Source organism: Pedobacter sp. GR22-6, from assembly GCF_037402555.1.
Classification (GTDB): Bacteria; Bacteroidota; Bacteroidia; order Sphingobacteriales; family Sphingobacteriaceae; genus Pedobacter.
In genome coordinates, this window is the sequence record NZ_JBBEUC010000003.1 from 716,176 (window position 1) to 740,437 (window position 24,262).

General features: G+C 40.8%; 23 protein-coding genes. 10 read left to right on the forward strand and 13 right to left on the reverse strand.

Features of this window, described 5'->3' with window-relative positions; translation table 11 throughout:
• Window positions 1-43 precede the first annotated feature (43 nt).
• The 7 genes from rplK (at window position 44) to WAE59_RS17105 (ending at window position 10,923) form a co-directional block, all read left to right on the forward strand.
• On the forward strand, window positions 44-487 hold the full coding sequence (gene rplK, locus WAE59_RS17075; RefSeq protein WP_073232496.1) for a 50S ribosomal protein L11: 444 nt from the start codon (window positions 44-46) through the stop codon (window positions 485-487).
• Between the two features lie 23 nt (window positions 488-510).
• Complete coding sequence (gene rplA, locus WAE59_RS17080; RefSeq protein WP_136836028.1) at window positions 511-1,209, forward strand: 50S ribosomal protein L1; 699 nt, start codon at window positions 511-513, stop codon at window positions 1,207-1,209.
• A gap of 2 nt (window positions 1,210-1,211) precedes the next feature.
• Complete coding sequence (rplJ, locus tag WAE59_RS17085; RefSeq protein ID WP_337857177.1) at window positions 1,212-1,733, forward strand: 50S ribosomal protein L10; 522 nt, start codon at window positions 1,212-1,214, stop codon at window positions 1,731-1,733.
• A gap of 62 nt (window positions 1,734-1,795) precedes the next feature.
• On the forward strand, window positions 1,796-2,170 hold the full coding sequence (rplL, locus tag WAE59_RS17090) for a 50S ribosomal protein L7/L12 (RefSeq protein ID WP_008243131.1): 375 nt from the start codon (window positions 1,796-1,798) through the stop codon (window positions 2,168-2,170).
• A gap of 154 nt (window positions 2,171-2,324) precedes the next feature.
• Window positions 2,325-6,128 (forward strand): DNA-directed RNA polymerase subunit beta, encoded by a 3,804-nt coding sequence (gene rpoB / locus WAE59_RS17095; protein WP_337857178.1) that lies wholly within the window; start codon window positions 2,325-2,327, stop codon window positions 6,126-6,128.
• 74 nt (window positions 6,129-6,202) lie between these two features.
• Window positions 6,203-10,489, forward strand: a complete 4,287-nt coding sequence (rpoC, locus tag WAE59_RS17100) for a DNA-directed RNA polymerase subunit beta' (protein ID WP_337857179.1) — start codon at window positions 6,203-6,205, stop codon at window positions 10,487-10,489.
• A 119-nt stretch (window positions 10,490-10,608) separates the two neighbouring features.
• On the forward strand, window positions 10,609-10,923 hold the full coding sequence (locus WAE59_RS17105; protein WP_337857180.1) for a DUF3467 domain-containing protein: 315 nt from the start codon (window positions 10,609-10,611) through the stop codon (window positions 10,921-10,923).
• Here WAE59_RS17105 and miaA read toward each other — a convergent pair.
• The 6 genes from miaA to WAE59_RS17135 all read right to left on the reverse strand — a co-directional run bounded on the left by miaA (window position 10,920) and on the right by WAE59_RS17135 (window position 16,515).
• The gene (gene miaA / locus WAE59_RS17110) at window positions 10,920-11,828 is read right to left on the reverse strand and encodes a tRNA (adenosine(37)-N6)-dimethylallyltransferase MiaA (RefSeq protein ID WP_337857181.1); all 909 of its coding nucleotides are present in this window, start codon (window positions 11,826-11,828) and stop codon (window positions 10,920-10,922) included. The genes WAE59_RS17105 and miaA overlap by 4 nt on opposite strands.
• Before the next feature lie 8 nt (window positions 11,829-11,836).
• On the reverse strand, window positions 11,837-12,484 hold the full coding sequence (locus WAE59_RS17115; protein ID WP_337857182.1) for an IS1096 element passenger TnpR family protein: 648 nt from the start codon (window positions 12,482-12,484) through the stop codon (window positions 11,837-11,839).
• Window positions 12,485-12,566: 82 nt separating this feature from the next.
• Window positions 12,567-13,970 (reverse strand): CCA tRNA nucleotidyltransferase, encoded by a 1,404-nt coding sequence (locus tag WAE59_RS17120; RefSeq protein ID WP_337857183.1) that lies wholly within the window; start codon window positions 13,968-13,970, stop codon window positions 12,567-12,569.
• Window positions 13,971-13,995: 25 nt separating this feature from the next.
• The gene (locus WAE59_RS17125; protein WP_337857184.1) at window positions 13,996-14,562 is read right to left on the reverse strand and encodes an L-threonylcarbamoyladenylate synthase; all 567 of its coding nucleotides are present in this window, start codon (window positions 14,560-14,562) and stop codon (window positions 13,996-13,998) included.
• Window positions 14,556-15,692 (reverse strand): glycosyltransferase family 4 protein, encoded by a 1,137-nt coding sequence (locus WAE59_RS17130; protein ID WP_337857185.1) that lies wholly within the window; start codon window positions 15,690-15,692, stop codon window positions 14,556-14,558. Before WAE59_RS17130 ends, WAE59_RS17125 begins: the two co-directional genes overlap by 7 nt.
• 4 nt (window positions 15,693-15,696) lie before the next feature.
• Entirely contained in the window at window positions 15,697-16,515 is an 819-nt protein-coding gene (locus tag WAE59_RS17135) for a 2,3,4,5-tetrahydropyridine-2,6-dicarboxylate N-succinyltransferase (protein WP_337857186.1), read from the reverse strand.
• Window positions 16,516-16,588: 73 nt separating this feature from the next.
• On the opposite strand from WAE59_RS17135, the gene WAE59_RS17140 reads away from it, so the two are divergent.
• Window positions 16,589-16,987: an RNA-binding S4 domain-containing protein gene (locus WAE59_RS17140; RefSeq protein ID WP_337857427.1), complete on the forward strand. Its 399-nt coding sequence runs from the start codon at window positions 16,589-16,591 to the stop codon at window positions 16,985-16,987.
• On the opposite strand, the gene WAE59_RS17145 is transcribed toward WAE59_RS17140, so the two are convergent.
• Window positions 16,988-17,713 (reverse strand): EcsC family protein, encoded by a 726-nt coding sequence (locus WAE59_RS17145; RefSeq protein WP_337857187.1) that lies wholly within the window; start codon window positions 17,711-17,713, stop codon window positions 16,988-16,990.
• A gap of 82 nt (window positions 17,714-17,795) precedes the next feature.
• A complete protein-coding gene (locus WAE59_RS17150) occupies window positions 17,796-18,389 on the reverse strand; it encodes an OmpH family outer membrane protein (protein ID WP_337857188.1) in 594 nt (197 codons plus the stop codon).
• A gap of 158 nt (window positions 18,390-18,547) precedes the next feature.
• On the opposite strand from WAE59_RS17150, the gene gyrB reads away from it, so the two are divergent.
• Window positions 18,548-20,506 carry a DNA topoisomerase (ATP-hydrolyzing) subunit B gene (gyrB, locus tag WAE59_RS17155; protein WP_337857189.1) on the forward strand — a complete coding sequence of 653 codons (1,959 nt, stop codon included), beginning with the start codon at window positions 18,548-18,550 and terminating at the stop codon, window positions 20,504-20,506.
• Between the two features lie 136 nt (window positions 20,507-20,642).
• On the opposite strand, the gene WAE59_RS17160 is transcribed toward gyrB, so the two are convergent.
• From WAE59_RS17160 to WAE59_RS17180, 5 genes are all read right to left on the reverse strand, one after another.
• Window positions 20,643-21,131, reverse strand: coding sequence for a sensor histidine kinase (locus WAE59_RS17160; protein WP_337857190.1), 489 nt, complete (start codon window positions 21,129-21,131; stop codon window positions 20,643-20,645).
• A gap of 84 nt (window positions 21,132-21,215) precedes the next feature.
• On the reverse strand, window positions 21,216-21,773 hold the full coding sequence (locus WAE59_RS17165; protein ID WP_337857191.1) for a sensor histidine kinase: 558 nt from the start codon (window positions 21,771-21,773) through the stop codon (window positions 21,216-21,218).
• Between the two features lie 84 nt (window positions 21,774-21,857).
• Entirely contained in the window at window positions 21,858-22,238 is a 381-nt protein-coding gene (locus tag WAE59_RS17170; protein WP_337857192.1) for a GAF domain-containing protein, read from the reverse strand.
• A gap of 9 nt (window positions 22,239-22,247) precedes the next feature.
• A complete protein-coding gene (locus tag WAE59_RS17175) occupies window positions 22,248-22,676 on the reverse strand; it encodes a retropepsin-like aspartic protease (protein ID WP_337857193.1) in 429 nt (142 codons plus the stop codon).
• Window positions 22,677-23,615: a malate dehydrogenase gene (locus WAE59_RS17180; protein ID WP_337857194.1), complete on the reverse strand. Its 939-nt coding sequence runs from the start codon at window positions 23,613-23,615 to the stop codon at window positions 22,677-22,679.
• 147 nt (window positions 23,616-23,762) lie between these two features.
• On the opposite strand from WAE59_RS17180, the gene WAE59_RS17185 reads away from it, so the two are divergent.
• Window positions 23,763-24,245 (forward strand): lipocalin family protein, encoded by a 483-nt coding sequence (locus tag WAE59_RS17185; protein WP_337857195.1) that lies wholly within the window; start codon window positions 23,763-23,765, stop codon window positions 24,243-24,245.
• Window positions 24,246-24,262: the final 17 nt, after the last annotated feature.

A 24,262-nucleotide genomic window follows, 5' to 3' on the forward strand; every position in this document is an offset into this window, starting at 1 on the left:
CCACATTTTAACATTGAGTATTACAAATTAACAAAAACAGAAAATGGCAAAAGAAGTCAGTGCACTTGTTAAATTACAGATCAAGGGTGGAGCTGCAAATCCATCGCCACCAGTAGGACCTGCATTGGGTGCTAAGGGGGTGAACATTATGGAGTTTTGCAAGCAATTCAATGCTCGTACCCAAGATAAGCCCGGTAAAGTTTTACCAGTTGTAATTACTGTTTATGCTGACAAGTCTTTCGAATTTATCATCAAAACCCCTCCGGTTGCTATCCAGTTAAAGGATGCTACTAAATTAACGAGTGGTTCTGCTGAGCCCAACCGTAAGAAAGTTGGTTCGGTGACTTGGGATCAGGTTAAGTCAATTGCTGAAGATAAAATGACGGATCTAAATGCTTTCACTATCGAATCGGCAATGAGTATGGTTGCCGGTACAGCACGCAGTATGGGAATCACCGTTAGCGGTGATGCACCTTGGACAAATTAATTAACAAAAAACAGTTTACAACAGTGGCTAAATTAACAAAAAATCAAAAAAAGGCACATGCTAAACTAGAATCTGGTAAAACGTATTCTTTAAAGGATGCGGCTGCTTTGGTTAAAGAAATCACTACAACTAAATTTGATGCATCGGTTGATATCGATGTAGCGTTAGGTGTAGATCCGCGTAAAGCGAACCAAATGGTTCGTGGTATCGCTACTTTACCACACGGTACAGGTAAGACTGTACGTGTTTTAGTTCTTTGTACTCCTGACAAGGAAGAAGAGGCTAAAGCTGCAGGGGCAGATTTCGTAGGTTTAGACGAATATGTAGCCAAGATTGAAGGTGGATGGACTGATGTTGACATTATTATCACTACTCCTGCTTGTATGGCAAAAGTAGGTAAACTGGGCCGCGTTTTAGGTCCACGTAACCTTATGCCAAACCCGAAATCAGGTACTGTAACTAACGAAGTTGGTAAAGCAGTAACTGACGTAAAAGGCGGTAAAATTGATTTTAAAGTTGACAAAACAGGTATTATCCATGCTTCAGTAGGAAAAGTATCATTCCCGGCAGAGAAAATATATGAAAATGCATTAGAAGTACTTCAAGTAATTTCTAAGCTAAAACCATCTGCTGCAAAAGGAACTTATTTCAAGAGCATTCATGTTTCTTCTACAATGAGTCCTGGAATTGCAATCGAAACTAAATCAGTAGCGGGGATCTAATTATGAACAGAGAAGAAAAACACGAAGTAGTTTCCGCTCTTCAAGAGAAGATGCAGGAATTCGGTAATTTTTATATTGCCGACACATCAAGCTTATCTGTTGAGAAAATAAACAGTATCCGTCGTAAATGTTTTGAAAGCGGGATTGAGATGCAGGTAGCTAAAAACACTTTGATTAGAAAAGCGATTGAAGGTTTAGAAGGCGACGCATCGGAGATCTTTGTAGCGCTTAAAGGTCAGTCAGCATTGTTATTCTCAACAGTAGGTAATGGTCCAGCTAAGCTGATCAAAGCCCTGAGAAAAGGATCTGATAAACCAGTGCTTAAAGCTGCTTATATCGATTCAACGGTATTTATTGGCGATAACCAATTAGATACTTTAGTAAGCTTGAAATCAAGAGAAGAGCTTATCGGAGATATCGTTGGATTGTTACAATCACCTGCTAAAAACGTGATTTCTGCATTGAAATCAGGTGGTAGCACGATTGCAGGATTAGTTAAAACTCTTCAAGAGAGAGAAGGTTAAGGAACACCTTATAAGTTCATATTAATAAATTATTTTACGTAAATTTTTAAAAATCTATAAAAATGGCAGATTTAAAAGCGTTTGCTGAGCAATTGGTAAACTTGACAGTTAAAGAAGTTAACGAATTAGCTCAAATCTTAAAAGACGAGTATGGTATTGAACCAGCTGCTGCTGCAGTTGCTGTTGCAGGTCCTGCTGGTGATGCTGCTCCTGCAGCTGAAGAGAAATCAACTTTTGATGTAATCTTGAAAGAAGCTGGTGGTCAGAAATTAGCAGTTGTTAAATTGGTAAAAGACTTAACTGGTTTAGGTTTGAAAGAAGCTAAAGATTTAGTTGACGGTGCACCAAAAGAATTGAAAGCTGGTGTTGCTAAAGACGAAGCTGAAGCTCTGAAAAAACAATTAGAAGAAGCTGGAGCTGTAGTTGAAATTAAGTAATCGCTTAATTTTAATATAACTTTAATCGTAGACTCCGACTGCATAGTCGGAGTCTATACCTGTTTATAAACATTTCATCTTGTTTGGTTGGTGAGATTGTTTAACGGCTAACCAAACAAATAGTTTATTCTTAAAGTAAATTAACTTTAGTCCATTGGCAAATAAAGTCGACCAAAGAGTAAATTTTGCACGTAGTAAGCATATCATAGATTATCCAGATTTTCTAGATGTGCAGTTGCAATCATTCAGAGAATTCTTTCAGATTGAGACCACTTCGGATAACCGTCATACAGAAGGTTTGTTTAAAGTGTTCGCTGAGAACTTTCCAATCACTGATTCCAGGAACATTTTTGTTCTGGAGTTCCTTGATTATTTTATTGACCCACCACGTTATGATATACCAGAGTGTATCGACCGCGGGTTAACTTACAGTGTTCCGTTAAAAGCTAAGTTAAAGCTTTCTTGTAACGATGCTGAACACGAAGATTTTGAAACCATCATTCAAGATGTATACCTGGGTACTATACCTTATATGACTCCAAAGGGTACATTTGTGATTAACGGTGCAGAGCGTGTAATTGTTTCTCAACTACACAGGTCTCCAGGTGTGTTCTTCGGTCAAAGCCGTCACACGAATGGTACCAAGCTATATTCTGCCCGTGTCATTCCTTTCAAAGGATCTTGGATTGAGTTTGCCACTGACGTAAACAACGTCATGTACGCTTACATCGATCGTAAGAAAAAATTCCCGGTTACCACTTTGTTGCGTGCCATCGGTTATGATTCTGATAAAGACATCCTGGAATTATTTGACCTTGCTGATGAGGTGAAGGTGAGTAAATCCGGCTTGAAAAAATATATCGGTCGTAAGCTTGCTGCAAGGGTTCTGAGAAAATGGGTTGAAGATTTTGTAGATGAAGATACCGGTGAGGTAGTTTCTATTGATCGTAACGAAGTGATCTTAGACAGGGATACTGTTTTAGAAGACGACCATATTGATATGATCATTGATGCTGGCGTAAAAACGATCATCTTGTCTAAAGATGACGGAGCAAGTCAGGCTGATTATACCATTATCTATAATACATTACAGAAAGATACTTCAAACTCTGAAAAAGAGGCTGTGGAAAACATCTATCGTGCACTGCGTAACGCAGAACCACCAGATGAGGAAACTGCAAGAGGTATCATTGAGCGCTTGTTCTTTTCGGATAAACGTTATGATTTAGGTGATGTTGGTAGATACCGCATCAACCGTAAATTGAAAATGGACACCCCAGATCACGTTAAGGTATTGACAAAAGCAGATATTATTGCGATCGTTAAATACCTGATCAAGTTGATCAACTCTAAAGAAGAGGTGGATGATATCGATCACTTGTCGAACCGTCGTGTTCGTACAGTAGGTGAGCAATTGTACGCACAATTCGGAGTAGGTTTGGCTCGTATGGCCCGCACAATTCGTGAGCGTATGAATATCCGTGACAATGAGGTTTTCACGCCAACAGATTTGATCAATGCCCGGACGTTGTCCTCGGTTATTAATTCATTCTTTGGTACCAACCAGTTGTCTCAGTTTATGGATCAGACCAATCCTTTGGCGGAGATTACGCACAAGCGTCGTTTATCAGCTTTAGGCCCAGGCGGTCTTTCACGTGAGCGAGCAGGTTTTGAGGTACGTGACGTTCACTATACTCACTATGGTCGTCTGTGTACTATCGAAACTCCAGAGGGACCAAACATCGGTTTGATCTCCTCTCTTTGCGTTCATGCTAAGATCAATAACCTAGGTTTCATTGAGACGCCATATAAGAAAGTAGACAACGGTATCGTTTCAGTTGACGAGCCAGTGATCTATTTGTCTGCTGAGGATGAGGATGGGAAAACGATTGCACAGGCAAATGCCGAGTATGATGATAAAGGTAACTTTACTACCCCACGTGTAAAAGCACGTTATGAGGGTGACTTCCCGATTATTGAGCCTGAGAAATTGGACTTAATGGACGTGGCACCTAATCAGATTACTTCAATTGCCGCTTCATTGATTCCTTTCCTGGAACATGATGATGCGAACAGGGCTTTGATGGGATCGAACATGCAACGTCAGGCTGTACCATTGTTACGTCCTGAAGCACCTATTGTTGGTACAGGTTTGGAAGGTCGCGTTGCACGTGATTCAAGAACACTGATCAATGCTGAAGGTGACGGCGTGGTAGAATATGTAGATGCTAATGAAATCACCATTAAATATGTAAGAAATGACGGTGATCGTCTTGTTTCTTTTGAAGGTGACAGCAAAACCTACAAACTGATCAAGTTCAAAAAAACCAATCAGAATACTTGTATCAACTTGAAGCCAATCGTTAAGAAAGGTCAGAAAGTAGTAAAAGGACAAGTGCTTTGTGAGGGATATGCTACAGAAAATGGCGAGTTGGCACTGGGAAGGAACTTGAAAGTTGCTTTCATGCCTTGGCAAGGATATAACTTTGAGGATGCGATCGTGATCAACGAACGTATTGTCCGTGAGGATATCTTTACCTCTTTGCACATTGAAGAGTTTGAATTGGAAGTGCGTGATACAAAACGTGGGGAAGAAGAACTGACACCAGATATTCCTAACGTTTCTGAAGAAGCTACTAAAGATCTTGACGAGAATGGTATCATCCGTATTGGTGCTGAAGTTAAAGAAGGTGATATCCTGATAGGTAAGATCACTCCTAAGGGAGAATCTGATCCTTCACCAGAAGAGAAGTTATTACGTGCGATTTTTGGAGATAAAGCAGGTGATGTGAAAGATGCATCATTGAAGACTCCTCCTTCAATCAAAGGTGTGGTAATTGATACCAAATTGTTCTCAAGAGCTAAAAAAACAACTAAAGCTGAAGAAAAATCGGCGATAGAGAAATTAGATAAGAAGTACGATCTTGCTACTACAAATCTTAAAAACGAACTGGTAGATAAATTATTCCAAATCGTGAACGGTAAAACATCACAAGGTGTTTATAACGTTTACAAAGAATTGCTGTTCCCTAAAGGAGCTAAATTTACACAGAAAAGTTTGTCTGATCTGGAATATGCACACATCAATCCATACAAATGGACTACTGATGATGATAAAAATGATCAGATCAAGTTGTTGATCCACAACTATGGTATTCGTGTGAACGAAGAACTGGGTGCGTATAAACGTGATAAATTTGCCATCAGCGTAGGTGATGAACTCCCATCTGGGATCGTACAAATGGCTAAGGTTTATGTAGCTAAGAAACGTAAGTTAAAAGTAGGTGATAAGATGGCTGGTCGTCACGGTAATAAGGGTATTGTTGCTCGTATCGTTCGGGATGAAGATATGCCATTCTTAGAAGACGGAACTCCTGTTGATATTGTGTTGAATCCACTGGGTGTACCTTCACGTATGAACTTGGGTCAGATCTATGAGACTGTATTGGCGTGGGCTGGTAAAGAACTGGGTGTGAAATTCGCTACTCCGATCTTTGACGGTGCAAAACATTATGAAGTTGAGGATTGGATTGCTAAAGCTGGTTTACCTGCTTCAGGCCGTACTTACCTGAATAACGGATTAACGGGTGAGAAATTTGATCAACCGACAACAGTAGGTATTATTTATATGCTGAAATTGGGTCACATGGTTGATGATAAGATGCACGCACGTTCAATCGGGCCATATTCATTGATCACACAACAACCTTTGGGTGGTAAAGCCCAGTTTGGTGGTCAGCGTTTCGGTGAGATGGAGGTTTGGGCATTGGAAGCATTCGGTGCGGCCAATATTCTGCAAGAGATCTTAACTGTGAAATCAGATGATGTGATCGGCAGGGCCAAAACTTACGAAGCAATTGTAAAAGGCGAGAATCTTCCTACACCTGGTGTACCAGAGTCATTCAATGTATTGGTACATGAGTTACGCGGATTAGGTTTAGATATTACGTTAGACTAATGTTGAAAGTTATTTTGTTGGGGTGTGCAGGCATCCCAACTTTTTAAATTTTTCAACTTTCAAACAAAAGAGCTATGTCTTACAAAAAGGATAATAAATTAAAAAGCAATTTCACCTCGATCACCATTAGTTTGGCATCGCCAGAAGCTATTTTAGAGCGTTCGAGCGGTGAGGTGTTGAAACCTGAGACTATCAATTACCGTACTTACAAACCTGAACGTGATGGTTTGTTCTGTGAGCGTATTTTTGGTCCGGTTAAAGATTACGAATGCCACTGTGGTAAATACAAGCGTATCCGTTATAAAGGTATTGTTTGTGACCGCTGTGGTGTTGAGGTGACAGAGAAAAAAGTACGTAGAGAGCGTATGGGACATATCAATTTGGTGGTCCCTGTTGCGCACATCTGGTATTTCCGTTCTTTGCCTAATAAAATCGGATACTTGCTGGGCTTACCTACCAAGCGTCTGGATTTGATTATTTACTACGAGCGTTACGTAGTTATCCAACCAGGTCTGATGTCTGAAGAAGGGATCCAATACATGGATTTCCTGACTGAGGAAGAATACCTGGATATTCTGGATAAATTACCGAAAGAAAACCAATACCTTGACGATAAGGATCCTAATAAGTTTGTGGCCAAAATGGGTGCAGAAGCATTAGAGGATTTGTTAAAACGTATTGATTTAGATACTTTATCTTATAACCTGCGTCACCAGGCTGCAAACGAAACTTCTCAGCAACGTAAAAACGAAGCTTTGAAGCGTCTGCAAGTAGTTGAAGCATTCCGTGGTTCAAGGACACGTATCGAGAATAATCCTGAGTGGATGATCATCAAGATCGTTCCGGTTATTCCGCCAGAATTGCGTCCTTTGGTTCCATTAGAAGGTGGTCGTTTTGCGACTTCTGACTTAAATGATTTATACCGTCGTGTAATTATCCGTAACAACCGTTTGAAGCGTTTGATCGAGATCAAAGCTCCAGAGGTGATTTTGCGTAACGAAAAACGTATGTTGCAGGAAGCTGTGGATTCGTTATTCGATAACTCACGTAAGGTTAATGCAGTAAAAACTGAGGGTAACCGTGCTTTGAAATCTCTTTCAGATATCCTGAAAGGTAAACAAGGTCGTTTCCGTCAAAACTTATTAGGTAAACGTGTGGATTATTCTGCTCGTTCGGTAATTGTCGTAGGTCCTAACCTGAAGTTACACGAATGCGGTTTGCCTAAGGATATGGCTGCAGAGCTATTCAAACCGTTTATCATTCGTAAGATGATCGAACGTGGAATTGTTAAGACTGTAAAATCTGCCAAGAAAATTGTAGACAGAAAAGATCCGTTGGTTTGGGATATTCTGGAGAACGTTTTGAAAGGACACCCTGTATTGCTTAACCGTGCGCCTACGTTGCACAGGTTGGGTATTCAGTCCTTCCAGCCAAAATTAGTAGAGGGTAAGGCGATTCAGTTACATCCATTGGTGTGTACAGCCTTCAACGCGGATTTTGACGGTGACCAGATGGCGGTGCATTTACCTTTAGGTCATGCTGCTATTTTGGAAGCCCAGGTATTGATGCTTGCTGCTCACAACATCCTGAACCCTGCTAACGGTACACCGATCACGGTTCCGTCTCAGGATATGGTTTTGGGTCTTTATTATATCACTAAAGGCCGTAGAACTGATGAGGGACGTGTTGTAAAAGGACAGGATTCTATTTTCTACTCACCGGAAGAAGTTATCATTGCTTATAATGAAAAGCGTATAGATCTTCATGCATTTATTAAAGTTAAGGTAAATGTAAAAGATGAAAATGGTAACATCGTAAACAGGTTAACAGAGACTACTGTTGGACGCGTATTGTTCAATCAGATGGTTCCTGAAGAAGTTGGTTATATCAATGAACTGTTGACCAAAAAATCTTTAAGAGATATCATTGGTGAGGTAGTTAAGATTACTGGTATGGCACGCGCTTCTAAGTTCCTTGATGATATTAAGGAATTAGGATTCCAGATGGCATTTAGAGGAGGTCTGTCGTTTAACTTACAAGATGTAAATATTCCGGTTGAGAAACATACGTTGTTGGAACAAGCTTCTGCAGAAGTAGAAGAGGTAAGAAACAACTATAACATGGGTTTCATTACGAACAACGAGCGTTACAATCAGATCATCGATATTTGGACTCGTATCAACAACAGACTGACATCATTCGTGATGAACCAGTTGTCGAGCGACAACCAAGGTTTCAACTCAGTTTACATGATGTTGGATTCAGGAGCCCGTGGTTCTAAAGAGCAGATTCGTCAGCTTTGCGGAATGAGGGGTCTGATGGCTAAGCCTCAGAAATCTGGTTCAGGTGGTGAGATCATTGAAAACCCGATCTTGTCGAACTTTAAAGAAGGATTGTCGGTATTGGAGTACTTTATTTCTACCCACGGTGCACGTAAAGGTTTGGCGGATACGGCGTTGAAAACGGCCGATGCAGGATACTTGACTCGTCGTTTACATGACGTTGCCCAAGATATGATTGTTAATGCAGAAGATTGTGGTACTTTAAGAGGTATGTACACTACTGCACTGAAGGATAATGAGGATATCGTAGAGCCATTATATGACAGAATTTTAGGACGTATATCCCTGCATGATGTATTCAATCCTTTGGATGGAGAATTATTGGTAGGAGCCGGACAAGATATTACTGAAGAAATTGCTAAGGCAATTGAAGAGTCACCTGTTGAAGGTGTGGAAATTCGTTCAGTATTAACGTGCGAGAACCAAAGAGGAGTTTGTGCATTGTGTTACGGTCGTAACCTTGCAACAGGTAAACGTGTTCAAAAAGGAGAGGCTGTCGGTGTAATTGCAGCACAGTCTATTGGTGAGCCGGGTACACAGTTGACACTTCGTACTTTCCACGTGGGTGGTACCGCTTCAAACATCGCAGCAGAATCACAGATCACAGCTAAATTTGATGGTATCATTGAATTTGAAAACGTTCGTACTGTTGCTACTAAAACAGAAGATGGCGATACTCAAATCGTTTTAGGACGTTCAGGTGAGTTCAAGATTGTCGAGCCAGGTACTGGTAAAGTAATCATGACTAATAATATTCCTTACGGTTCATTCTTATTTGTAGGGGATGGTGCTAAAATCACTAAAGGAGATAAGATTTGTTCATGGGATCCATATAACGCAGTTATTATCTCGGAATTCGCTGGTAAGATTGAATTCGACGCAATTGTTGAAGGTGTAACCTTCCGCGAGGAGTCGGATGAGCAAACTGGTCACCGTGAAAAAGTTATTATTGACACACGTGATAAAACTAAAAACCCTTCTGTGCGAGTTGTAGATAAGAAAGGTGAATTGATCCGCGGATATAACATTCCTGTAGGTGCTCACATTGCTATCGACGAAGGGGATATGGTTCAAACTGGTCAGATCCTCGTTAAGATTCCTCGTGCAACAGGAAAAACAAGGGATATCACGGGTGGTTTGCCAAGGGTAACAGAGTTATTTGAGGCACGTAATCCATCCAATCCTGCTGTAGTAACTGAGATCGACGGAGTTGTAGCTTTAGGTGGTGTGAAACGTGGTAACCGCGAAATTACTATCGAGTCTAAGGACGGCGAAGTGAAAAAATACCTCGTTCCATTATCTAAACACATCCTGGTACAGGATAATGACTTTGTGAAAGCTGGTATGCCGTTATCTGACGGTTCTATTTCACCTGCTGATATTTTGGCTATTAAAGGCCCTGCAGCGGTGCAAGAATACTTAGTAAACGGTATCCAAGAGGTTTACCGTTTGCAGGGTGTAAAGATCAATGATAAACACTTCGAGGTAATTGTACACCAGATGATGCAGAAAGTTCATATTGAAGATCCGGGAGATACTAGTTTCTTAGAAAATAACTCTGTAGATCGTTGGGATTTCATGGTAGAGAATGACGAGATCTATGACAAAAAAGTCGTAGTAGACGCTGGTGATTCAAATACGGTAAAACCTGGTCAGATTCTATCATTGCGTAAATTAAGAGATGAGAATTCTCAATTGAAACGTAGGGATTTGAAGCAAATTGAAGTTCGCGATGCAAGACCTGCAACTGCGAGTTCAATCCTGCAAGGTATTACACGTGCTTCATTGGGTACAAAATCATTTATTTCGGCAGCATCCTTCCAGGAAACTACTAAAGTCTTGAACGAAGCGGCAATTGCGGGTAAACGTGATAGCATGCTTGGATTGAAAGAAAACGTAATCGTTGGGCACTTAATCCCTTCTGGTACAGGTGTGCGTGGATATGAACGTATCATTGTAGGTTCTCAAGAAGAATACGATAAATTATTAGCTTCAAAACAAGAAGAAGTAGAAGCCTAATATTAATTAATTTTTTTTTAGTCCCCCGGCATCAACGTCGGGGGACTTTTTTATGCATTGAACTTTGATATTTCCTCTAGCTATAGGTCAATTGGCTACAATTTTTTTAAGTTTGTTTTATGGAAGAACAAAATCAAGACAATCAATTAAACATTGAACTTTCTGAGGAAGTAGCAGAAGGGATATTTTCAAATCTGGCGATCATCACTCATTCCAATACTGAATTTGTATTGGATTTTATCCGCGTGATGCCTGGCGTTCCGAAAGCTAGGGTGAAGTCACGCATTATATTGACACCCGAGCACGCTAAGCGCCTATTGGGAGCTATGCAGGACAATATAGAGAAATACGAAGCGATCAACGGGAGGATCAAAACCCAGGAAGAGAACCCAGGATTCCCGATGAATTTCGGTGGCCCCACGGCACAGGCCTAATTAATTTTAGTTTCCAGAAAAGAGATGATGGTATCGGTTTGACCAGGTTCAAACCAATATATGCTATCATCTCTTCTGAACCACGTAAGTTGGCGTTTGGCAAACCTTCGTGTGTTTTGTTTGATCTTATCTATCGCTTCTTTAAGGTTGCATTTTCCTTCCAGATGATCAAATAGTTCTGAATAGCCCACTGTGTTAAGGGCATTCTGACCTCTGAATTCCGACAATCCTTTAACTTCTTCGAGTAAGCCCTGTTCCATCATCTGATCTACCCTTAGATTAATGCGCTCATAAAGTTGTGAACGATCTGTATTTAAACCTATCTTGATGATATTAAATGGGCGTTTTTTTATTGTGTTGGTTTGGAATGAAGAAAGTTTTTGTCCTGTGGAAAGGAAGAATTCCAATCCCCTGATCATCCGTTGTGGATTGAATTGATCAACTTTCTCATAATATTCAGGGTCGCATTGGCTCAATCTCAGCTTTATTGATTCAATACCTTCATCAGCTAGTTGTAGATTTAATTGCTCCCTAATTTTTATTTCTGTTTGCGGGAGGACATCAAGTCCCTTACAAATGGCGTCTATATATAGGCCGGAACCTCCAACCATAATAACCACCTTATGCTTTGTAAATAACTGTCTAATTAGTTCCAGCGCTTCGGACTCGAAGTCACCTGTACTGAATAGGTTCTGTATGCTATGTGAATCAATAAAATGGTGAGGTGCAGCAGCTAATTCATCAGATGAAGGTTTCGCGGTACCAATAGCCATTTCCCGGAAGAACTGTCTGGAGTCTGCAGAAATAATTTCTGTGGAAAAAGCTTTAGCCAGTTGGATGGCTAAAGCTGTTTTGCCGATAGCTGTAGGACCTACTACAACAATTAAGGTATGATCAGATGCCATTGCAGGCATTAATAGTCTTCTTCTTTGTATTCTTCGTCTTCGTAGTTATCGTTGTCAGAAAATTCATCTTCCTCTTCTGATTCTTCGTCACTATCATCACTCTTCTCTTCTGTGTTAATGCCCCTTCCGCCCATAGCTTCGAGTTCTTCAGTATCTTCTGGAACGAAGTCCATTTCGTTAAGGAAATCAAATTCGGAAGATACTGGATTGGATGATACGGCCACGGCACCTAAATTGTTCTTATCAATGATTTTGGGCGCTTCTCCAAGACTTTTTACGAGGTAAGGATATTCTATGTTCGGATCTGTTTCCAAAATGATTTTGATGAGTTCCACATGGAAATCAAACGGCCTGTCGAAGTTGTAGATATAGTAGAACTTCTGATGTGGATCTTCGATGAAACTGCTTAGTTTTGCATTTTCCATTAGAGCTACACCTCTATCTATTTTGCGTTGATTAGGTAAATAAGCAATTTCATCACCTTTGATCCACCCATCTGTACTCACATAAAACGAAGAAGATTTATCTACAGAATATCCTGTAGAACGGTGTATTGCTTTATGCAAATCTTCAAATGTCTGCGTGGATTTGATATCGATTTCCCTAACTACCTCATCGAAATCTTCGAAACTTACTCTAAATCTATAAATTGCCATTTGCGCTTATTTTCTAGGTATAAAATTAAAAAATAAAATATACTTTCTATAATTTGTGTTCATCGTTGCGGTGAATGTCAGCTCATTCTACCGGTTTTAGTCCAAGATCTTTTGCTTTGAGAAGCATGAACTTCAAAGCTTCTTCATAGGAATTATTGATTTCTCCCTCCAGGATTGCTTCTCGTATGGCATTCTTAATGATTCCCACCTCTCTGCCTGCACCTAATCCAAAAATATTCATAATGTCGTTACCCGTGATCGGTGGCTGCCAGTTTCGGATCTTATCTCTTTCCTCAACATCCTTTAATTTCTGTTTGACCAGCTCAAAGTTATTTCGGTACTTTTTGACTTTATATTCGTTCTTGGTTGTAACATCAGCATTGCAAAGTTGCATTAGACTTTCAATGTCTTCCCCGGCATCAAAGAGCAGCCTTCGTACGGCAGAATCCGTAACTACTTCTTGTGCCAGTACAATTGGTCGGAGATGAAGTTGCACTAATTTCTGTACGTATTTCATTTTTTCATTCAACGGAAGTTTTAGTTGGGCGAAAATCTGAGGCACCATGCGAGCGCCTTTGTCTTCATGACCATGAAAAGTCCAACCATGACCGTCTTCAAATCTTTTAGTCGCGGGCTTGGCGATATCATGCAAGATTGCTGCCCAACGTAGCCAAAGATCATCCGTGGTGCTGCATATATTGTCTAATACCTGCAGGGTATGATAAAAATTATCCTTATGACCTTTTCCATTTATAATCTCTACCCCATATAGATTTGCCATTTGTGGGAAGATCAGTTGCAGTAGTCCAGTGTCAAACAAATATTTGAAGCCGATAGATGGTTGCGGGGCAAGTATGATTTTATTCAGTTCGTCTGTAATTCTTTCTTTAGAAACAATATTGATTCTTTCTTTCTGCCGGCTGATGGCTGCTAATGCCGATGTGTCGATGGAAAAATTGAGTTGTGTCGCAAATCTGATGGCACGCATCATCCGCAAAGGATCATCGGAAAAAGTGATTTCCGGGTCAAGTGGTGTACGGATCAATTTATTTTCCAAGTCAAGTTGACCCTCAAAAGGATCTACCAAAGCTGCGTAATTAGCCTTATTTAAGGAAATTGCCAGAGCATTGATCGTAAAGTCTCTTCTCAACTGATCGTCTTTGATTGTTCCGTTCTCTACAATGGGTTTTCTGGAGTCGGCGCGGTAAGATTCTTTTCTAGCACCTACAAACTCGATTTCCAAATCCTGATATTTGAGCATTGCGGTACCAAAGTTTTTGAATACAGCGACCTTGGTCTTCAGTTGATTTCCCACCAATTCGGCAAAATCGATACCATTCCCAAGTACAACTACATCGATGTCCTTGGAGGGGCGCTGTAAAAAAATATCCCTTACGTAGCCACCTACTACATATGCTTCGATATTGTGTTTAGCTGCAATATTGGCAAGAACCTTGAATATGTGGTGTTGTAGATGTTTCTCCATTGCTGAACTGCAAAAGTAACAAAACTTACCTTCTAATAAAGGAAAATTGCCCGCCCGTTGCTAATTTCATAATGGTTGAAGGTCTTTTTCGTTCTCTGATTTCCTGTTCCCAGTCGACCACATAGTCTACAGCCTCCAGAATTTCAGGATTAATTTCGTCGAAAATAGCAGGTGCAGGTTGACCTGAAATATTAGCTGATGTAGAGGTGATGGGTTTTCTGAACCGTTGAATCAATTGCGTGCAAAAGTCGTGGTTGACGATCCGTATGCCCACACTTCCATCGGAGTTGATTACATTTCTCGCCAGATTTTTTGCATTAGAAAAAATAATGGTCAGAGGACTTTCTGCATATTCAATTAAGTCGTAAGCGACTTCCGGGACTTCATTTACATAACTCTGAAGTTTGTTGTCATTATCCAGCAGTATGATAAAACTCTTGTCTTCCGCTCTTCCCTTGATCTGGTTGATTTTCGAAACGGCCTCCTCATTAGTCGCGTCGCAACCCAGCCCCCAGACCGTATCTGTAGGATATAAGATCACTCCTCCATTTTTGAGTACGGTTAGTGCTTTTTCTATTTCTTGTTTTAGCATAGTTCTTTGGTTTTAGCTGGTAGTATGCTTTTATAAACATCGATCATATCTACGGCGATGATTTCGGTATTAAATTTTTTCACATAATCTGATCCCTCTGTTTTCATTTTACCTGCTATGTCCGGATGGTGCAGAATCTGGTTAATTCCCGAAGCGAGAGCCTTGTGATCTAAAGGAGAAACATATAAACTGGAAGGGCCTCCTGCTTCTTCCAGGCAGGACCCTGTAGCTGCAATCACAGGTACACCACAATAAAGGGCTTCTATAATCGGAATGCCAAAGCCTTCATAAATTGAAGGATAAGCAAATACTGATGCCATCTGATATATTGCAGGCAGTTCAGAAAAGGGAACATCCTGAAGGAAGATCACTCTGTCGGATAGATTCAGACTTTCAATTTCTTTTGATACAAGGTCTTTATAAGCAGTTTGACGTCCTACTACCACCAGTTTACTGTCTGCATCTACCAGTTTCATCGCCCTTACAAGGCTGAGCAGGTTTTTGCGTGGCTCAATGGTGCCTACATTGAGCACGTACTTTGGAGGCAGTTTGAATTTTTCTCTTACACTTTCATTAAAAACAGGGTCGGGAGCAGTCTTGAAGCTATCGTCGCAACTTTGGTAAACCACCCTTATTTTATCTGGCTCTATATTGAAAAAACTAATGATATCGCGTTTAGTACATTCGCTGATCGCTACAATTCTATCCGCATGTTTACAGGCATATTGAGATTTTATCTTATAGATCATACGATCTATGAATCTGAAGTATTTTGGAAACTTCAGGAAAATAAGATCGTGAATGGTTACGACGCTGGAAATGCCCGTCTTCTGTATTCCTAAAGGTATTTCATGGCTCAAACCATGAAATAGGTCGACTTGGTTGCGCTGGAGCTGGTTTTTTATACCTGAACTTCGCCAAAACCATCCTGGCCGGTCGGGAAGCCTCACCTCCACATTTTTGTTTTTAAAGAGCTGCTCGACCTGTGGGTGGTTTTTTATTTTTTGTGTGTAAATAAGATATTGGTTTTGAGGGTAAAACAACGCAAGTTGCGCGATCAATGAGCGACTGTAGTTGCCCAGACCAGTTAAGTTATTTGCAGCTCTTTTTCCGTCAAAACCAATTCTCATTATCTTATACTGCTACATTGTTTTCTCTCAATGCATCATTCAAAGAAGTCTTTTTATCTGTAGATTCTTTACGTTTGCCAATGATCAGCGCACATGGAACGTGGTATTCTCCGGCAGGGAATTGTTTCGCATAACTTCCGGGTATTACAACAGAACGTGCAGGAACAATGCCTTTATACTCTACAGGAGTGGGGCCGGTGACGTCGATAATCTTCGTAGATGCCGTAAGTACCACGTTCGCACCTAACACTGCTTCTTTCTCAACGCGTACACCCTCTACAACGATCGCCCTCGAACCTAAAAAGCAGTTATCTTCGATGATCACAGGGGCAGCTTGAATAGGCTCCAGAACACCGCCGATACCCACACCACCACTTAGGTGAACGTGTTTACCAATTTGAGCACAGGATCCCACAGTAGCCCAGGTGTCTACCATAGTACCCTCGTCCACATAGGCACCGATATTTACATAAGATGGCATCATGATTACACCTTTGGACAGATATGCACCATAACGCGCACTTGCGCCTGGAACAACTCTGACACCCAGTTCTTTATAATTGGTTTTTAGTTTCATTTTATCATGAAACACGAAAGGTCCAACTTCAGTAACCTTCATTTCTCTGATAGGGAAATAAAGAATTACAGCTTTTTTAATCCATTCATTTATTCCCCATGAATTTAGCACTGGTTCTGCCACTCGCAGTTCGCCCTTGTCTAACTGCATTACTACAGTTTCAATTGCCTCGCAATACTGGCTGTATTCTAATAAAGTTCTGTCTTCCCAAGCGGCCTCTACCAACTTTTTTAATTCTGCTATCATGTTCTGTTTTTAATTTTTGACAAAATAAATGAATTTTATCATAATCCTTCAATATTATCTATTTTTGGAAGCTATGACGGAACAGGAAAAACTACGGATTGATAAATACTTGTGGGCGATACGCTTGTTTAAAACCAGAAGTTTGGCAACTGAGGCTTGTAAAGCTGGCCGTGTGAAATTCAAGGGGCAAAACCTGAAACCTTCAGCAATTGTGAAGCCCGGAGATGTGTATCAGGTATCTAAGGGTATAGAAAAAAAAGTAATTGAAGTCGTTGACTTATTATACAATAGGGTAGAAGCTAAGATTGCAGTGACGAAATATAGAGACCTTACCCCTGTAGAGGAAACTCATGCCTTCAAATCTATATTTCATGCACCTACTTTGAAAAGAGACAGGGGTACAGGCCGGCCTACCAAAAAAGACAGGAGAGAGACTGATGACCTTATCGAAGGTCTTTTTGAGGAGGAATAGTTACATAGTTTTCAATAGCCTCATCCGGTACGCCATCATGGCTGTCTTTCCAAGTTTTTTGATGAGTTGATAATTGGCTACGGCCCCTACAGCAGCACCCACGACCGGAAGCAACTGGGCCAGTTTGGCAATGTCAATGTAATCTCTGTATTCTTGTTGAAACGTTTGCCAGTCGAAATTATCAGAATTGTCGGGGAGGATGTGTAGCTTATCTTCCCAATCATCGATGTGCAGGAATACCTTGGTCGCTCCTTGCTGACTAGAGAATGCGAGTTGGAAAATGTAGAGGATGTAAAGGCGTTCGCGGAAGTCTTTTACATCGAATCCATACAGCGGAGCGATTTCAAATAGTAACTTCATTTTAATCCCAATCAGCAAGGGGAAATCTGCCATACTCATTAGAAATCCACCAGCGCCTGTGATGCCACCTTCCGCGGCTCCGGTTTTGCCATACGTTTCAATTTTTTCTTTGATCAGTGCTTCTCTGTGGATAAGGCTCATTTCTTTCGGAGGCAGGGGAGAGGCGGTATATTCGGAACCCAGTAATACCGTTCTGACCATCACTTTGATGGCAGCAGTGATGGCTTGATGGATTTTTTCCGGAATATAACTGTTGATCTTCTTCTGGAACTTGTTTGTCATTGTGTTCAACAGTGAAGGTCGCTTTAACTGTTCTCTTTTCCAGAATTCCAGTTCAATCCGAATATGTTCCTGATAGTTTGGCATGAATTGTTCAAATTGCGCTGATCAGCACTCAAAGTACAAAAAAAGCCCCGATTTTGGTCGGGGCTTTTTAATTCTTGGGTCGTTATTTCTTTTCAGGTTTGTAGCTGTCATTCAAACCGACAATCACCTCACTGGTTACGTCCAGACTTTCATCTGCAAATAATATCGTAGGGTTTGATTTAGAAAAGGTCAACACCATTTTGTAGCCTTTTTTCTTGGCATAGCCTTTCAGGTAGTCAGCAACTGTGTCGTATAGTTTCTCTTGCTCAATAGCTTGTTCATTTTGCAACGCCGCTCCAGCATTTTGTTGATAAGCTTGTAATTCTTGTTGTTTGCGGCCCAAACGTTCTTCTGTAGCAGCTCTTTCGTTGGCCGGCATAGAGTTGGCTTGTTGTTGGTACTGTGCAGCCTCACGTTGGAAAGCCTGACCTTTAGCCGCCATGTCTTTTTGAGCAGCGCTGGCTTTAGTATCCATTTTAACTTTTAAGTCTTTGAAGTATTGGTATTTACTGAGTAATGAGTCAGAGTTTACATATACTATTTTTTCATTTGCATCTACAGTTACATCTGTTTTTTTTGTTGTTGCAGGAGCAGTTTCTTTATTTTGGCATGCAGCCATAACTGATACTATAGCTACTGCAGAAGCAATTCCTGTAAATTTGGTTGTCAATTTCATTCGTATTTAATTTTAATATTTATTGTCTGTATTCAAGAAGGGTTAAGTTTAGCAAACTTAGATAAAAAATGTAATTTATCAAGTCTAATAGTTATCCACATTTGCGGTTAATTGGCCGTAAATGGTTAAATTTGAATCTAAATGTTTTATTTAAAAATATGAGCGAAGAAAAAGATCCAAAGTCAAATTATTCGGCAGATAATATACAGGTTTTAGAAGGTTTAGAAGCGGTGCGTAAGCGCCCTTCGATGTATATAGGCGATACCGGAATTAAAGGTTTGCACCATTTGGTATACGAGGTTGTAGATAATTCAATTGATGAAGCGTTGGCTGGACATGCCGACACGATTTATGTAAATATACTGAAAGACAACTCTATAAGGGTTGAAGATAATGGTCGTGGTATTCCAACCGGGATCAATACAAAAGAACAAAAGTCTGCACTGGAAATTGTAATGACTGTATTGCACGCAGGTGGTAAATTTGATAAGGATACTTATAAAGTTTCCGGAGGTTTACACGGTGTGGGTGTGAGTTGTGTGAATGCTTTATCTACCCACCTTAAAGCCGAAGTACATCGTGAGGGAAAGATTTGGGTGCAGGAATACAATATTGGTAAGCCATTGTATGATGTGAAGTCGGTTGGTGAGACTGATAAACGTGGTACGATCGTAACTTTTTCTCCAGACCCTACAATCTTTACTCAAACTACAGAATACCGCTATGATACGCTTGCTTCCAGGCTTAGAGAGCTTGCCTTCCTGAATAAGGGTATTAAGCTGACACTTACGGACGAACGTGAAGAGTTGGAAGATGGTTCATTCCTATCAGAATTGTTTCATTCAGAAGGTGGATTGAAAGAGTTTGTCCAGTTTTTGGATGGAGGAAGGCCTTCACTGATCGCTGAGCCGATTTATGTTGAAGGTATTAAGAATGGAATTCCAGTAGAATTGGCTATGCAGTACAACGATAGTTATGCAGAAAATGTCCATTCTTATGTAAACAATATCAATACTCACGAAGGTGGTACACACATTGCTGGCTTCAGAAGAGGGTTGACCAGAACCCTTAAGGCATATGCTGATAAATCGGGCTTACTAAAGAACGTAAAGTTTGAAATTACAGGTGATGACTTTAGGGAAGGACTAACTGCTGTGGTTTCAGTGAAGGTTCAGGAGCCACAGTTTGAGGGGCAGACTAAGACGAAACTGGGCAACTCAGAGGTAATGGGCGCCGTGGATATTGCCGTAGGGGAGGCACTAGGGAATTACCTGGAAGAGTATCCAAAAGAAGCAAGACAGATTGTTAATAAAGTTATTTTGGCTGCTACAGCACGGGCCGCTGCACGTAAAGCACGCGAAATGGTGCAGCGTAAAAGCGTCATGGGTGGTTCCGGTTTGCCTGGCAAGCTTGCAGATTGTTCCGATAATGACCCGATGAAATGCGAGTTATATCTGGTCGAGGGAGATTCTGCTGGTGGTACGGCGAAACAAGGCCGTGACCGTAATTTTCAAGCCATTCTTCCCTTGAAAGGTAAGATATTGAACGTGGAAAAAGCGATGGAGCATAAGATCTATGAGAATGATGAGATCAAGAATATGTTTACTGCATTGGGTGTCAGTATTGGTACTCCGGAGGATGATAAAGCACTCAATTTGGCTAAGTTACGTTACCATAAAATTGTCATCATGACGGATGCGGACATCGATGGTTCACACATTACAACGCTGATCCTTACCTTCTTCTTCCGGTATATGAAGGCATTGATCGAAGCAGGTTATGTCTACATAGCCGCTCCGCCATTGTATCAGGTGAAGAAAGGAAAAGAGTTTGAGTATTGCTGGAATGATGTGCAACGTGATGCTGCTGTACAGCGGTTAAAAGGCGCAGGTAAAGAAGAGAGTGTACATATTCAACGTTACAAAGGTCTTGGAGAGATGAACGCTGAACAGCTTTGGGATACTACCCTGAATCCAGCTACACGTACTTTGATGCAGGCAACCATCGAAAATGCAGCGGAATGTGACCATACTTTCTCTATGTTAATGGGAGATGAGGTTGGTCCGCGAAGGGACTTCATCGAAAGAAATGCAAAATATGCTAAGATCGATGCATAACAGCTATTAGTCTACAAAAAATATAAGCCTTCAGTGTTTGACTCACTGAAGGCTTTTTAATGGCCTTATTTTTTAAGGGTTCCCATATTATCGTCTATATAATCGATTCTTTGGCAGTCAAGGGAATGAGAGGTATTTATAGTGTGGGAGATTGGCTACTCATAGGAAGTGTGAACCAAAAGGTACTGCCTTTTCCCAGTTCACTGTCAACCCCAATTTGTCCCTTATGCCTGTGAATAATTTCAGCACAGATATATAGTCCCAGGCCTAAGCCAGATACCTGCATCCCGGAAGAATCAGCACGATAATAGCGGTCAAACAGAAGCGCTTGTTTTTCATCAGGAATTCCTGAGCCGAAATCTCTTACGGCAATCCATGCCATGTCTCCCCTTCTTTCAGCTATTAAGTCTATTTTTGATGATTCAGGAGCATATTTTGTTGCGTTATTCACAAAATTAACGATTACCTGATCAATTCGATGTTCGTCAGCAAATACTTCAAGTGTCTGATCACCTTTAAATATCAATTCATGAATACCGGACACCCTCACATGATGGCAGCAGTCATTTAGCATCCGATAAACACTAAATGTGGTTTTATTGAGCCTGATCTCGCCTTCGCTCATTCTACTCACATTGAGTAGGTCCTCTACGAGGGTGTTGTTGGCCGGGCGCTATCCATATGCAATAATAATCAATTAAGCAAAAAATTAAAACTCTACAAAAGGGTTCTTTTTGATTGAAAAAATGAATACACTGCCATAACCTGGCTCAGATTCGACCCGGATATTACCTCCGAGTTTTTCTACCAGTTCTTTTACGGTAGCAAGACCAAGACCGGTACCTTTATTGTTGAAACGATCTATGATATTCAATGTGGTATTTTTATCAAAAATGCAGTCTATTTGGCTATGATGAATGCCGATGCCATTGTCTTTTACTGTTAATAGATAATGGCTAACTGTTTCTTTCAATCCTATACTAATGTTACATTTTTCTTTGTCTGAATACCGGATAGCGTTAGTTAGGAGGTTCAGTAATATCTGCTCTAATGCGATTTTGGAAGTTAAGATATAGAATTTACTGTCAGTAAATTCTATACTCACATTTTCAGGAACGAGGATAAGTTCCTTCAGTTTACTCAGCATTTCATTTAGACTGATGGATTCTATATTGGGTAGCAAGCTCGCCGGATCCTTGGAATATTCCAGCATCTCATCTATAATTTTCAGGAGATGATCTGCCGAAGAAAGGCCGACCTGTGCCAATTTGATTCATTTTTCATCACTTTTTTTTTTAAGTGAATTTCCAGCATTTGTGAAGAGAGGCGGATGTTGTTTGCCATTTCCAGATCAGCGATGGCCATCTGTAGTATTCAAAGATATACCCGCATAAAAGACCACATTGGGCGCTCCTGTCACTAGTGGATTGCCAACAAAACGTTCATCCTTTCTTAAGTCATTTACGATCATTAATTTGCCTGGAGCTGCGATGGTGTGTGCACAGAAAGCGATTTCCCTTGACGTTTCCTTGACTTCCGTTCCTACAGCGCTTTTAAACCATTGCCGCTTTTCATCGAGTAGCGTGATCAGTGCAACAGGCGTCTCACAGATTTGGGAAGCGAGACGGGTCAGCTCTTCAAATTCTACCTCAGTGGCTGTGTCTGGTATGTTATAGGATTTTAAAGCAGAAAGTCGTTGATGTTCTGTAGGAAGAATAGGGTATGTAGACATGTCAGGAAGTTATGGATGACTACTCAAATAGAGCTTCATTCTTTTATAATTGATTACACCGTGATATTTTAAAAGAAGATCACTGCCAATAATTCCAATAACAGGAGCTAGACCAAGATCCTGATAAGCTTGATTCACTGCCTCTAGATTCAGTGCTATGGCATTATAATCGGTAAGCAGCAACCTACCCAACCTAATCTCTGGGATGAGCACCTGAAATGTACTGGCCGTAGAGAACAAGGTAGTAGCCTGGGTCTCTATCGTACAATCCAATTCATCGATATGTTTTTTGATGAAAGACTCATCAAATACTGATCTGGAAGCACCTGTATCTAAAACCGCAAGTAGTTTTTCTCCAAAAACAACAATTTCCACCAATAGGTGGAAACCGTCATCTTGTAAATTAACAAGAATGATAGGGACAGTGACAGATCTCATTTAAAGGAGTTTCATGTCGGCTAGCACGTTGTTCATACTCCTTACTGCATCTGCACTTTTGCTGAATGCTGCTTGTTCTTCGTCAGTCAACTTAAAGTCAAGTATTTTTTCTGCACCATTTTTGCCTAGAATTACCGGGACCACGAGAGAAATGTCTTTCTGGTCATATTCCCCATCCAGATATACTCCCGATGAGATTAGTTTTTTTTCATCACGTACAATACTCTCTACCATAGCGGCTGTTCCGGCACCAGGTGCGTACCATGCCGAAGTTCCGATTAATCCGGTCAGTGTAGCACCACCTACCATAGTTGCAGCCACTACTTTATCCTGTTGTGCTTTGCTGAGCAATTCTGTAACCGGAATACTGTTCCAAGTGGCATGTCTGATTAACGGGATCATAGTCGTGTCGCCATGTCCCCCGATAACCACGGCATTCAGGTCTGAAGGTGAACAACCCAGTTCCAGACTCAGGTAGTACTTAAACCTTGAAGAATCCAGAGCACCGCCCATTCCCAGAATTCTATTTTTATCGAGTCCTGACGTTTTGAAGGTCAGATAGTTCATGGTATCCATGGGATTTGAAACTACGATGATGATCGTATCTGGAGAATGATGAAGGATATTTTCGGTAACTTCTTTTACGATCCCCGCATTGATGCCAATGAGTTCTTCCCTTGTCATACCTGGTTTTCGGGGCAGACCTGATGTAATTACTACTACTTCTGAACCAGCAGTCTGGCTGTAATCGTTGGTTACGCCTTTGATTTTGGTATCGAAGCCCAGGAGGGCAGCGGTCTGCATCATGTCGATCGCCTTACCTTCAGCAAAGCCCTCTTTGATGTCGAGAAGAATTAGTTCTTCAGCCAATTCTTTTCTTGCAATATTATCCGCACAAGTAGCGCCAACCGCTCCCGCACCTACAACCGTAATCTTCATAGTATTAGTTTTAATAAATGAATCTGTTCATGCCGAAGTTAGAAAATTAGCTTAGTTAATAAAATGCTTTTGAAAACTTTATTCTATGTTGCTGGTTTTATGAGAAAGAATTTACATTTGCTGAATTGCAAAAAAACAGGGGGTAACATGGATAATGAACCGGTACGAAAATTAGATATTATGGCCTATGCTGGCAAGTGGTTTTCGCTCTACAGTACCCCCGTTTTTCTGACTGAAAACTGGAGACAACGAATGGATACCTATGTCATTCATCCAGATGGTTATTATGCTGTTTTTACGACGTATAAACTGAAGGGGGAAGAGCAGCAAAAATACAACCGTTCGAAGCTTTTTGTGGTGAGGGGCTCTGGCAATGCCAGGTTGAAACACCAAGAGCTTTGGCCCTTTAAATCGGATTATTGGGTGATTGAACTGGCAGATGATTATGCTTATGCCGTTGTAGGACATCCAAAATACAAACATTTGACCATTCTTGCGCGTAAACCTGATATCTCACAGGAAATTTTATCGGGAATTATAGACCGTTGTCACGAAAGGGGATATGATACTACCAAGCTCATTTCTCAGGAACATAAAAATGCTCCTGATCTGGAAATCGTACCAGCATAGCTCAAAAATTCTTATTT